Raw genomic sequence first — 11,987 nt, 5'->3', positions numbered from 1 at the left:
CGGGCCCGCTCATGGCTGCGCAGGTGGCTGGCCAGCGCCAGCGCCAGCAGCACCGCCTCCACCAGCACGCCGAACTCCACGCCATGGAAGCTCAGCGCCGTCATCGGCAGCAGGCCCCAGACGGCCAGTGTCGTCAGGCTGGAGCCACCCATGCCGAACGCCACCGCCGCCAGGAAGTAGCGCGCCGCCGGCAGGCGCCTGCGATAGGCCCAGATGCCCAGCAGCAGCAGGCCCAGGCTGCAGCCCAGCAGGAAGACGAAGGCGATCCAGACGGCGAGCCCGTGCCAGTCCGCCGCCAGGCACAGCGCCTGGGCCAGCAGCGCGGCCACCGCCGCGCCTAGCAGCCACTGCCGCAAGCGGCGGGCACGCTGCCGCAGGTCGAGGAAGTGATCGGCGAAGGCGATGCCGGCGGCGCCGAACACGACCATCATCACCAGGTTCACATAACGCTGGAAATGAGCGGAATCCGGCCACCACCAGGCGAAGCCGTGGCCGGTATAGGCCAGGTTCAGCCCGATGAAGCTGAGCAGGTAGCAGGCGTAGTACAGGTAGCTGCCCTGGCGCAGGCCGGCGTAGAGCATCGTGTTGTAGGCGATCAGCGCCAGCAGGAAGCCGTACAGCAGGCCGTAGGCGTAGTGGATGCCGCGCTCGTCGGCGGGCGCCTGGGCCGCCAGCTGCAGGCCCAGCGGCAGCACCAGCGGGTCGACCGTCTGCGCGCGGATCCAGATCTCGCTGCGGCCCGAGGGCACGGCCAGCGGGAACACGAAGCCCTGCCCCGGCACCAGGTTGGCCGCGCCGTCCACCGGGCCGGCCTCGTCGCCGCTGTTCCAGCTGGCCAGCACCTGGTCACCCTTGACCTGCACCACCTCCAGCCGGTCGATCCAGCTCATGCCGGCGATCAGGCGCAGCGCCAGCGCGTCGTCCAACGGGTTCTGCAGCTCCAGGTAGGCCCAGACCGGCCGCGCACGCAGGCCGAAGCCGGCGATGGCCCGCTCGTCGCGATGGAACTCGCCCCTCTGCAGCGCCGCTCGGGCCTGGGCCAGCGTCAGCGGCGGGCTGCCGGCCTGCTCCTGCAGGTACAGCGCGCGGCTGCCCAGCGGGCCGGGCGGCAACTGGTCGATACGGACCACCTGGGCCGTGGCGATGACGCTGAAGGCCAGCGCCAGCAGGCCCAGCAGACCGAGCAGCAGGGCCCGGAAGAAACCTCGTCCCGGCAAACTGCTCAGCCTTCCTTGGTGCCGAAGATCTTGTCGCCGGCATCGCCCAGGCCCGGGATGATGTAGCCGTTGGCGTCGAGATGGCTGTCGACCGCCGCGGTCCAGCAGCGCACGTCGGGATGGGCCTTGTTCAGCGCGGCCACGCCCTCGGGCGCGGCCACCAGCACCAGCGCGCGGATGTCCTTGCAACCGCGGCGCTTGAGCAGGTCGATCGTCGCAATCATCGAGCCGGCGGTGGCCAGCATCGGGTCGACGATCAGCGCGGTGCGCTCGTCCAGCTGGCCGACGAAGCGCTCGAAGTAGTGCACCGGCTGCAGCGTCTCATGGTCGCGCGCCAGGCCGACGACGCTGATCTTGGCGTTGGGCACCATGTCCAGCACGCCGTCCAGCATGCCCAGGCCCGCGCGCAGGATGGGCACGACGGTGACCTTGCGGCCCGCGATCTGGTCCACCTCGGTCGGGCCGCTCCAGCACTGCAGCGTGGTCTTCTCCAGCGGGAAGTCGGCGGTGGCCTCGTAGGCCAGCAACCGGGCCACCTCGCCGGTCAGCTCGCGGAATTTCTTGGTCGAGATCTCGGCCTCGCGCATCAGGCCGATTTTGTGCTTGACGAGGGGGTGGCGGACTTCGATGACGGGCATGATGGTGTTCTTGGCGGGACGGGGACGCGAATTATCCGCGGCGCTGGCGCAGCGCTTCGTAGAGGCACACGCCGGCGGCGACGGAGACATTGAGGCTTTCGACCGCCCCCTGCATCGGGATGCTGACCAGCTCGTCGCAGGTCTTGCCGGTCAGCTGGCGCATGCCCTCGCCTTCGGCGCCGAGCACCAGCGCGACCGGGCGCTTCAGGTCGATGTCGTAGATGGACTTGGTGGCCTTGTCCGACGTGCCGACGATCCACACGTCGCGCTCCTTCAGCTCGTTCAGCGCGCGGGCCAGGTTGGTGACCATCAGGTAGGGCACCGTCTCGGCGGCGCCGCTGGCGACCTTGGCGACGGTCGCGTTGAGGCCCACCGCATGGTCCTTGGGCGCCACCACCGCATGGGCGCCGGCGCCGTCGGCCACGCGCAGGCAGGCGCCGAGGTTGTGCGGGTCGGTGACGCCGTCCAGCACCAGCAGCAGCGGCATGGCGCCAGCGGCTTCCAGGTCTTCCATCACGGCGTCCAGCGAGTGCTGCATCGCCACCGGCTGCACGCGGGCGACGACGCCCTGGTGGCGCGGGCCGCCGGCCAGCTTGGTCAGGCGCTCGTCGTCGCTCTCGACGATCTTGGCGCCCGCCTCCTTGGCCCGCTCGATGAAGGTCTTCATCCGCTGGTCGCGCCGGCTCGGGTCGATGTGCAGCTCGGTGACGGACTTCGGATGCGTCTTCAGGCGCACGGTGACGGCGTGGAAGCCGAACAGGACTTTGTTGGACGAGGTACTCATCCGCGCATTGTCGCCGTTAGCGCAAGAATCCCGATCAAGACCGGCTGGTGCAGCATGTAGAAGCTGAGGCTCCAGCGCCCCAGCACCGCGAGCGGATTCAACACCCGCGGCAATTCACCCGTCAGCGGAAAGCGCCGGCCGAGCGCGAAGCCCCACAGCATCACCCCGAACCAGGGCAGCAAGGGCACGTAGTCCTCGGTGATCGGCTTGTGGGTAACGAGGCCGATCCAGTCGGTCCAGCGCGTGTCGAAGAAGGGATGGGAGACGAACTGCGGCAGCAGCACCGCCAGCAGCCCCAGCAGCAGGCAGGCGACACCGTTCAGCCGAGGGCCGGCAAAGCGCATCAGGATCAGCATCGCCGCCATGCCGTGCAGCACGCCGAAGCTGATGAAGCTGCGCGGGAACATCGCGTACGAGCCCGCGGACACCAGCAGCGCGCAGCCGGCCACCTGCGCCCAGCGCTTCCAGAAGCGCGGCCAGCTCTGCCGCTGCGCCACCGCCAGCGCCTGGCCCATGCCCGCGCAGAGCAAAAAGGTGCTGACGATCAGCGTACGCTGCACGGTCCAGAACGGGTCGCGGTAGAAGTCCCAGCGCGTGAAGCCGAAGTGGCTCAGGTCGAAGCAGAAGTGGAAGGCCGCCATCCAGACGACGGCGAAACCGCGCAAGGCATCGAGGCGCGGCAGACGCAGAGGGGAAACATCGCTTCGTATCATGGGCGGCCAGAGTCTAACGACGAAGATCGATGCAGCGCCGCGCCCTCCTCCTTCTCTCCGCCCTCGCCCCGTTCACCCCATTCACCCCGTTCGCCCGCGCCCAGGAGCCCCGCACGATCACGCCGCGCGGCCCGCTGGAGCCGGCCGAGCTGAACCACATCAAGGTGTTCAAGGCCGTCTCGCCCTCGGTGGTGCACATCACCACGCTGGCCCTGCAGCGCGACATCTTCTCGATGAACGTGTCCGAGGTGCCGCGCGGCACCGGCAGCGGCTTCATCTGGGACACGGCCGGCCATATCGTCACCAACTTCCACGTGATCCAGGACGCCACCGCGGCTCGCGTGACGCTGGCCGACCAGAGCACGCACAACGCCGAGTTGGTCGGCGTGTTCGAGGACCGCGACCTGGCGGTGCTGCGCATCAAGGCGCCGCGCGAGAAACTGCCGCCGATTCCGGTGGGCAGCAGCCGCGAGCTGCAGGTGGGCCAGCAGGTCTATGCGATCGGCAACCCTTTCGGGCTGGACCAGACGCTGACGACCGGCATTGTCTCCGCGCTGAACCGCGAGATCGAGTCGATGAACCGCCGCACGATCCGCGGCGCGATCCAGACCGACGCGGCGATCAACCCCGGCAACTCGGGCGGCCCGCTGCTCGACTCGGCCGGCCGGCTGATCGGCGTAAACACCTCGATCTTCAGCCCCAGCGGCGCGAGCGCCGGCATCGGCTTCGCGATTCCGGTGGACGAGGTGAACCGCATCGTGCCGCGGCTGATCCGCGACGGGCGCTACATCCGCCCCTCGCTGGGCATCTCGGCGGCCAGCGGCAACCTGGCCCAGGCACTGCGGCTGCCCAAGGGCGTGGCGCTGGTGCGCGTGGCGCCCGGCGGCGCCGGCGAGAAGGCGGGCCTGGCGCCCTTCATGCGGGACCGCGCCGGCCGACTGCTGCCGGGCGATGTGATCACCGCGGTCAACGGCGAGGCGGTGGGCACGCTGGACGACCTGCTGACGCTGCTGGAGCGGCGCCAGATCGGCGAGACGGTGCAGCTGAGCGTCTGGCGCGATGGACGCACGCGGCTGGCGCCAGCGGTGCTGGGCAGCAGCACCGATTGATGGATAGACCTTGCCCCGGCAAGGCCGTCGGCAAGTTCCTAGACTGCCCGCATGAGCATTGCACCCCTCTCCATCCTGGACCTGGCGCCGGTCGTCGAAGGCAGCGACGTCGGCACCGCGCTGCGCCAGAGCATCGCCCTCGCGCAGCACGCTGAATCTCTCGGTTATGTCCGCCTCTGGGTGGCCGAGCACCACAACATGGAAGGCGTGGCCAGCTCGGCCACTGCCGTGCTGATCGGCCAGCTGGCCGCGGCCACGACGAGCATCCGCGTCGGCTCCGGCGGCATCATGCTGCCCAACCATGCGCCACTGACGATCGCCGAGCAGTTCGGCACGCTGGCCACGCTGTTCCCCGGTCGCATCGACCTGGGCCTGGGCCGCGCGCCCGGCACCGACCAGCCGACGATGCGGGCGCTGCGCCGGCACCTGAGCGGCGCCGAGATCGACCGCTTCCCGGACGATGTCGTCGAGCTGCAGGCCTTCCTGGGCCCGGTGCGCGAGGGTCAGGTCGTGCGCGCCGTGCCCGGCCAGGGGACCGAGGTGCCGATCTGGCTGCTGGGCTCGAGCCTGTACAGCGCGCAGCTGGCGGCCTACCTCGGCCTGCCCTTCGCCTTCGCCTCGCACTTCGCGCCGGAGCTGCTGCAGCAGGCGCTGGACATCTACCGTGCCCAGTACCGGCCCAGCGCCCGCCACCCGCAGCCCTATGCGATGGTGGGGCTCAACGTCGTCGTCGCCGACACCGACGAGCAGGCGCGCCACCTCTTCACCTCGATCCAGCAGCGCTTCCTGGGCATGCAGCGCGGCCAGCGCGGCCTGCTGCCGCGGCCGGTGGACAGCATGGAGGCGCTATGGACGCCGGGCGAGAAGCTGGGCGTCGAGCGGATGCTGAGGGAGTCCATCGTCGGCTCGCCGGACACGGTCCGCGCCGGCCTGGCCGCCACCCGCGAGCGCACCGGGGCGGACGAGTTCATCGTCGCCTGCGCGGTGCACGACTTCGCGGCGCGGCTGCGCTCCTACGAACTGCTCGCCTCGCTGGGCTGAGTCATCAGCAGGCCCGAGCGGTTGGCCATCAAGGCCTGCTCGAGGTCCAGGCTCTCCAGCATCTCGCGCAGCACCTCGTCGTCCAGCCGGCGCTCGTCGCGCTCGGCGATCAGCGCGCGGCGCTGGGCGACCAGCACCTCGTGGGCGACCGCCAGCAGCCTGGCCTTGCGGGATGGGACCGGCGCGCCGGCCTCGGCCGCGGCGCCGTCCGCGGCCGCCGCATCGGCCTGCTGCTCCTTGCGGCTCACCAGCCGGCGGGCGGCATCCAGCTCGGCGGCGCTGAAATCGCCGCGCTGCTGCAGCAGTTCCAGCGTGTGGGCCGCGCTGGCATGCATGACGGTCTTTGCATGCCGGCGCTCGCGCCGCGTCGCCTCGATGTCGTCCGGCGGCAGGCGCTGCGCGCGCACCAGCGCCGGCAGGCTCAGGCCGTGCAGCAGCAGCGTGCCCACCGCGACGACGTAGGCGATCAGGATGATGGCGCTGTGACCCGGCAGCGGCGTGCCGGCATCGGTGAGCTGCGGCGTGGCCGCCGCGGCGGCCAGCGTCACCACGCCGCGCATGCCCGACCAGCCGAGCACCAGGTTCTCGCCCCAGCTCAGCGGCTCCGGCGCCATGCCCACGCGCGAGTAGGTGCGCGCCGCCGCCCGCCTGAGCCGGTAGCGCCAGCGCGCCACCACGGCCGACAGCATGATCCAGGCGAGCCGCACGCCGATCACCACCCACAGCAGCAGCGCGGCCACTTCCAAGAGGCTGCTCGCGTCGAAGCCGTTCGCCTGCGCCTGCAGGATCAGCGAACGCATCTGCAGGCCCATGTAGGCGAAGGCGAAGGCCTCCAGCAGCGCATCGAAGACGCGCCAGACCTCGCGCTCCTGCATGCGGCCGGCGAAGCCGAGATCGGCCGAGCGATGGCTCAGCGTGAAGCCGGCGAACACCACGGCCACGACGCCCGAGGCGTGCAGCCGCTCGGCCAGCGCATAGGCGCTGAAGGGCACCAGCACCGACAGCGTGGTGACCAGGCTCGGCTTGTCCAGCCGGCGGCGGATGCGGTCCACGACCTGGCCGATGCCGATGCCCAGCAGCGCGCCGACCACCGCCGCATAGAGGAAGGCCAGCGCCGCATTGCCCGGATGCTCGGCGCCGCTGCGGGCCCACAGCGTGGCCACGCCGAACAGGGCCAGCGCCGCCGCGTCGTTGACGAGGCTCTCGCCTTTCAAGATGGTCATCAGCCGGTGCGGCAGGCCCAGTTGGCGGCCGATCGCCACGGCGCTGACGGCATCCGGCGGGGCCAGCGCGGCGCCGAGGATGAAGGCCACCGCCAGCGGCAGGCCCGGCATCAGCGCGGCCGCCGCGAAGCCGACGGCCGCGGTCGTGACGAAGACCAGCGCGACGCTCAGGTTGAGGATGGAGGCCAGCCGCTTGACGAAGCTGGAGAAGGAGAAGTCCAGCGCCGCCGAATACAGCAGCGGCGGCACGACGATGCCCAGGATGGTCTCGGGCTCCAGGCTCGGCGGATGCAGGCCGGGGATGAAGGAGGCGCCCAGGCCGACGATCACCAGCAGCAGCGGCGGCTGCAGCCTGAAGCGCTCGGCGAAGATCGTCAGCCCGATCGCGACGAGCATGACGAGGAGGAGTTCGGTGGCCATCGGAGCGGCGAGTATCGCCGCCCGCCCGATCAGGCTCGCTCGATGCGGGCCGCGTAGCAGCCGCGCCGCGCGTGATGGGCCTGGACGAAGCGCACGTCGGAGCGCATCAGCAGCCGCTCGATCAGCGGCTCCAGCGCCGCGCCTTCGGCCACGTCGGCGTCCACCATCATGCCCTGCGCATCGAAGGCGCGCAGCGACATCAGGCGGCGAACCATGCAATCGGGCACCCGGTTGACGGCATCGAAGGCCTGCTCGGCGCCCTCGCGGACGTAGATCGCATGGCGGCCGCGATAGGGGCCGTGGTCCAGGTATTCGTGGTTCAGCAGCAGCACCGTCTCGCCGGGCTCGGCGTCGCGCAGCTCGATGCGGTCGGGCGCCATGTGCGGCGCCTCGATGCGCACGCGAACGATGTTGTCAGCCTGCAGTGCGGCGTCGGAGCGGCCGTAGAGCGGGAGGAAGGGAGCGGGGTCGAGGCCGGTGATGCGGAAGTCCATGTCGATGCGTCCATTGCCGTTGCGATGGACGCATCTTCCGGCGTCGCCGCGCGGGCGGCTGGCCGGAATCGGACATGGAGTTCTCAGAAGGTGTGAATGAATCCGGCGTGCCCGAGCGGCCGGTCCAAGCGGCACCAATCAAGGCGCAAAGCGCAGGCGTAGCTCGGGCTACGGCGAGCATTTGCAACGCCGAGTGGGGCCGCTTGGGCGGGACGAGCGGGCATGTCGGATTCGTTCACAGCTTCTTAGCCCAGCGCCTTGCGCGCGTTGCGGAACATCCGCATCCAGGGGCTCAGCTCGGCCTTGTCGCCGCTGGTCCAGCTCATCTGCACGTTGCGGAAGACGCGCTCCGGGTGGGGCATCAGCACGGTGAAGCGACCGTCGGCCGTGGTGACGGAGGTGAGGCCGTCCGGGCTGCCGTTGGGGTTCAGCGGATAGGCCTCGGTGGCGGCGCCGCCGTTGTCCACGAAGCGCATCGCGCGGGCCACCTTGGCCGCATCGCCGCGCTGCGAGAAGTCGGCAAAACCTTCGCCGTGGGCCACGGCGATCGGCAGGCGCGAGCCTTCCATGCCGGTGAAGAACAGGCTCGGGGACTGCAGCACCTCGACCATCGCCAGCCGCGCCTCGAACTGCTCGCTCTTGTTGCGGGTGAACTTGGGCCAGTCCTGCGCGCCGGGGATGATCGGCGACAGCGCCGCCATCATCTGGCAGCCGTTGCACACACCCAGCGCGAAGCTGTCGCCGCGGGCGAAGAAGGCCTTGAACTGCTCGGCCAGCACCGGGTTGAACATCACCGAGCGGGCCCAGCCCTCGCCGGCGCCCAGCGTGTCCCCGTAGCTGAAGCCGCCACAGGCGACGAAGCCCTTGAAGTCGGTCAGGCTGGCGGCGCCGGCCTGCAGGTCGCTCATGTGGACGTCGTAGGTGTCGAAGCCGGCCAGCGACATCGCGTAGCTCATCTCGACGTGCGAGTTGACGCCCTGCTCGCGCAGGATGGCGAGCTTGGGGCGGGCGCCCGTATTGATCGATGCAGCGATGAAGGGGGCTGCGACGTCTTCCTTCGGGTCGAACGTGAGATGCACGTGGCGGCCAGGATCAGCGGCGTCGCCTGCCAGCGCGTGCTCGCTGTCCGCGCAGGCCGGGTTGTCTCGCAGCTGGGCGATGCGCCAGCTCACCTGGTCCCAGGCCTCGTGCAGCTTGTCCAGCGGCGCGGCGAAGACCTTCTTGGCATCGCGCCAGACCTCGACCTGACCATTCGTGTTCGGCTTGCCGACGACGTGGACGTGCTTCGACAGGCCATGCGAGCGCAGCACCTGCAGCGCGGCATCGCGGTCCGCCGTGGCGACCTGCAGCACCACGCCCAGTTCCTCGTTGAACAGGGCCTTCAGCGTCAGCTCGTTGCGGCGGGCATCGACCTGCTTCGTCCAGTTCTTGACGTCGCCGTCCTCGACCTCCTGCACCAGCATGTCCACGTTCAGGCTGACGCCCGTGTGGCCGGCGAAGGCCATCTCGCAGGCGGTGGCCCAGAGGCCGCCGTCTCCGCGGTCGTGGTAGGCCAGCAGCTTGCCGGAAGCGCGCAGTTCGTTGACGGCGCTAACGAGCGATTTGAGCTGACCGGCATCGTCCAGGTCCGGCACGCTGGGGCCGAACTGGTTCAGCGCCTGGGCGAGGATGGAGCCGCCCATGCGGTTCTGGCCGTTGCCCAGGTCGACCAGGATCAGCGTCGTGTCGCCGGCTTGCAGCTCGGGGGTCAGGGTTTGCCTGACGTCGGAAATGGATGCAAAGGCGGTGATGATCAGCGAGACCGGCGCGGTGACCTGCTTCTCGTCCCACTTCGTGCGCATCGACAGCGAATCCTTGCCCACCGGGATCGACACGCCCAACTCCGGGCAGAGTTCCATGCCGACTGCGTGCACCGTGTCGAACAGCGCCGCGTCCTCGCCCGGCTCGCCGCAGGCGGCCATCCAGTTGGCGCTGAGCTTCACGCGCGACAGCTCGATCGGCGCGGCCAGCAGGTTGGTGATCGCCTCGGCCACGGCCATGCGGCCCGAGGCGGGGCCATCCACGGAGGCCAGCGGCGTGCGCTCGCCCATCGCCATCGCCTCGCCGGCGAAGCCCTTGAAGTCGGCCAGCGTGACGGCGCAATCCGCCACCGGCACCTGCCAGGGGCCGACGAACTGGTCGCGGTGGTTGAGGCCGCCCACCGTGCGGTCGCCGATCGAGATCAGGAAGCGCTTGGAGGCCACGGTCGGGTGGCGCAGCACGTCGTAGGCGACGGTGCCCAGCTCCACGCCGTTCAGGTCCAGCGCGCCGCCATCGCGGGCCACGCGCTTGACGTCGCGGTGCACCTTGGGCGGCTTGCCCAGCAGCACGTCCATCGGCATGTCGATCGCGCGCTCGCCGCCGGGGCCGTCTTCCAGCACCAGTTCGCGGGTCTCGGTCGTCACGCCGACGACGCCGAAGGGGCAGCGCTCGCGCTCGCACATCTGCGTGAACAGCGGCAGCGATTCCGGCGCGATGGCCAGCACATAGCGCTCCTGGCTCTCGTTGCACCAGATTTCCTTGGGCGCCAGGCCGCTCTCTTCCAGCGGCACCTGGCGCAGGTCGAAGGTCGCGCCGCGGCCGGCATCGTTGACCAGCTCGGGGAAGGCGTTGGAGATGCCACCGGCGCCGACGTCGTGGATCGCCAGGATCGGGTTCTTGTCGCCCAGGTTCCAGCAGTGGTTGATCACCTCCTGCACGCGCCGCTCGATCTCGGGGTTGCCGCGCTGGACCGAATCGAAGTCCAGGTCCGCGGTGTTGGTGCCCGCCGCCATCGACGACGCCGCGCTGCCGCCCATGCCGATGCGCATGCCGGGCCCGCCCAGCTGCACCAGCAGCGAGCCTGCCGGGAACTCGATCTTGTGCGTCAGGTCCGAGCGGATCGCGCCGATGCCGCCGGCGATCATGATGGGCTTGTGGTATCCGCGGGTGATGCCGTCCACGTTCTGCTCGTAGACGCGGAAGTAGCCGCCCAGGTTCGGGCGGCCGAATTCGTTGTTGAAGGCGGCGCCGCCGATCGGGCCGTCGATCATGATCTGCAGCGGGCTGGCGATGTGGGCGGGCTTGCCGATCGCGTCCTTCTCCCAGGGCTCGGCCAAGCCGGGCAGGTTCAGGTTGGAGACGCTGAAGCCGGTCAGGCCGGCCTTGGGCTTGGCGCCGCGGCCGGTCGCGCCTTCGTCGCGGATCTCGCCGCCGTTGCCGGTGGAGGCGCCGGGGAACGGGGAGATCGCCGTCGGGTGGTTGTGCGTCTCGACCTTCATCAGCACGTGCGCGGTCTCGGCACGGGCCTCGTACTTCGGCGCGCGCTGGTCGCCGGCAGGCATCCAGCGCTCGATCGCGTGGCCTTCCATGATGGCGGCGTTGTCGCTGTAGGCGACCACCGTGTGCTGCGGCGACAGCTTCTCGGTGTTGCGGATCATGCCGAACAGGCTCAGCGGCTGGTCCTCGCCGTCCACCGTGAACTTCGCGTTGAAGATCTTGTGGCGGCAGTGCTCGGAGTTGGCCTGCGCAAACATCATCAGCTCGACGTCGCTGGGGTTGCGCTTGAGCTGCTGGCCGAAGGCGGCGTCGAGGTAGTCGATTTCGTCGACGGACAGCGCGAGGCCGAATTCGGCATTGGCCTTCTCCAGCGCGGCGCGGCCCTGGCCCAGCACGTCCACATGCTCCAGCGGCTGCGCGGTCTTGTCATCGAACAGGTGGGCGGCCTCGTCGCGGGCGAGCAGCACGCTCTCGGTCATGCGGTCGTGCAGCAGCTCGGCGCAGGCGATCAGTTCGGCCTGCGTGAGCGTCTTCGTGCCGCCGAGCAGGCCCGACTTCAGCGTGATGCGGTACTCGGTGACGCGCTCGACTCGGTGGATATCCAGGCCGCAGTTGTGCGCGATGTCGGTGGCCTTGGAGGCCCAGGGGCTCACGGTGCCCAGGCGCGGGGCGACGACGACCAGGTGGCCCTCGCTGCCGCCCTCGTAGGCATCGCCGTAGTTCAGCAGCGCGGCCAGCTTGTCCTTGCCCTCTGCGCCCAGCGCCTCGTCGGTCCACACCCAGTGCACATGGCGGGCCTGCACGGCATTGATGCGGTCGTTGACCGCCTGCAGCCTGGGCAAAAGGGCCTGGGCGCGGAACGCCGACAGGGCGTTGCCGCCCTCGAAGGAAAGCAGGTGCTTGTGCGTGGAAGCCATGGATGTTCGGGATTGCGAGCCGGGTCGGGCTGACTCAGCCGGGGAACCCGGGATTCTACCGAGGCTTGCCACGGCGAACGGCGCTGCAGCTCCCCGTGCCTCCCACCCCGCGAATCGAGGCTCCCCCCAAACAC

Annotated in this window: 9 protein-coding genes; 2 read left to right on the top strand and 7 right to left on the bottom strand. The window is 70.1% G+C overall.

Annotation, left to right across the window (positions count from 1 at the left end; all coding sequences use genetic code 11):
• From B0W88_RS24705 to B0W88_RS24690, 4 genes are all read right to left on the bottom strand, one after another.
• Positions 1-1,217, bottom strand: a 1,217-nt coding sequence (locus B0W88_RS24705) for a 7TM diverse intracellular signaling domain-containing protein (RefSeq protein WP_077037269.1), incomplete at its 3' end; no start/stop codon positions are given.
• Between the two features lie 5 nt (positions 1,218-1,222).
• Positions 1,223-1,855 (bottom strand): uracil phosphoribosyltransferase, encoded by a 633-nt coding sequence (gene upp, locus B0W88_RS24700; protein ID WP_077037268.1) that lies wholly within the window; start codon positions 1,853-1,855, stop codon positions 1,223-1,225.
• Between the two features lie 31 nt (positions 1,856-1,886).
• On the bottom strand, positions 1,887-2,639 hold the full coding sequence (gene rlmB, locus B0W88_RS24695; protein ID WP_077037267.1) for a 23S rRNA (guanosine(2251)-2'-O)-methyltransferase RlmB: 753 nt from the start codon (positions 2,637-2,639) through the stop codon (positions 1,887-1,889).
• Entirely contained in the window at positions 2,636-3,352 is a 717-nt protein-coding gene (locus tag B0W88_RS24690) for a DUF1624 domain-containing protein (RefSeq protein ID WP_077037266.1), read from the bottom strand. The genes rlmB and B0W88_RS24690 overlap by 4 nt, the downstream gene beginning before the upstream one ends.
• A gap of 29 nt (positions 3,353-3,381) precedes the next feature.
• On the opposite strand from B0W88_RS24690, the gene B0W88_RS24685 reads away from it, so the two are divergent.
• Both B0W88_RS24685 and B0W88_RS24680 read left to right on the top strand, forming a co-directional pair.
• The gene (locus B0W88_RS24685; protein WP_077037265.1) at positions 3,382-4,461 is read left to right on the top strand and encodes a S1C family serine protease; all 1,080 of its coding nucleotides are present in this window, start codon (positions 3,382-3,384) and stop codon (positions 4,459-4,461) included.
• Between the two features lie 57 nt (positions 4,462-4,518).
• Positions 4,519-5,502: an LLM class flavin-dependent oxidoreductase gene (locus B0W88_RS24680; protein WP_077037270.1), complete on the top strand. Its 984-nt coding sequence runs from the start codon at positions 4,519-4,521 to the stop codon at positions 5,500-5,502.
• On the opposite strand, the gene B0W88_RS24675 is transcribed toward B0W88_RS24680, so the two are convergent.
• The 3 genes from B0W88_RS24675 to purL all read right to left on the bottom strand — a co-directional run bounded on the left by B0W88_RS24675 (position 5,475) and on the right by purL (position 11,853).
• A complete protein-coding gene (locus tag B0W88_RS24675) occupies positions 5,475-7,145 on the bottom strand; it encodes a Na+/H+ antiporter (RefSeq protein ID WP_077037264.1) in 1,671 nt (556 codons plus the stop codon). The genes B0W88_RS24680 and B0W88_RS24675 overlap by 28 nt on opposite strands.
• Before the next feature lie 29 nt (positions 7,146-7,174).
• A complete protein-coding gene (locus B0W88_RS24670) occupies positions 7,175-7,639 on the bottom strand; it encodes a DUF1203 domain-containing protein (protein WP_077037263.1) in 465 nt (154 codons plus the stop codon).
• A gap of 245 nt (positions 7,640-7,884) precedes the next feature.
• The gene (purL, locus tag B0W88_RS24665) at positions 7,885-11,853 is read right to left on the bottom strand and encodes a phosphoribosylformylglycinamidine synthase (protein WP_077037262.1); all 3,969 of its coding nucleotides are present in this window, start codon (positions 11,851-11,853) and stop codon (positions 7,885-7,887) included.
• Positions 11,854-11,987 lie beyond the last annotated feature (134 nt).

The sequence above is a fragment of the Pelomonas sp. KK5 genome, from assembly GCF_001984095.1.
Taxonomy (GTDB): Bacteria; Pseudomonadota; Gammaproteobacteria; order Burkholderiales; family Burkholderiaceae_C; genus KK5.
This window is presented reverse-complemented; position numbering and strand designations above follow the sequence as displayed.

Bases quoted from the DNA above. Each gene is read 5' to 3' on its own strand.
- rlmB (WP_077037267.1), bottom strand. From the start codon at position 2,639: ATGAGTACCTCGTCCAACAAAGTCCTGTTCGGCTTCCACGCCGTCACC.
- purL (WP_077037262.1), bottom strand. From the start codon at position 11,853: ATGGCTTCCACGCACAAGCACCTGCTTTCCTTCGAGGGCGGCAACGCC.
- B0W88_RS24675 (WP_077037264.1), bottom strand. From the start codon at position 7,145: ATGGCCACCGAACTCCTCCTCGTCATGCTCGTCGCGATCGGGCTGACG.
- upp (WP_077037268.1), bottom strand. From the start codon at position 1,855: ATGCCCGTCATCGAAGTCCGCCACCCCCTCGTCAAGCACAAAATCGGC.
- B0W88_RS24685 (WP_077037265.1), top strand. From the start codon at position 3,382: ATGCAGCGCCGCGCCCTCCTCCTTCTCTCCGCCCTCGCCCCGTTCACC.
- B0W88_RS24670 (WP_077037263.1), bottom strand. From the start codon at position 7,639: ATGGACTTCCGCATCACCGGCCTCGACCCCGCTCCCTTCCTCCCGCTC.
- B0W88_RS24690 (WP_077037266.1), bottom strand. From the start codon at position 3,352: ATGATACGAAGCGATGTTTCCCCTCTGCGTCTGCCGCGCCTCGATGCC.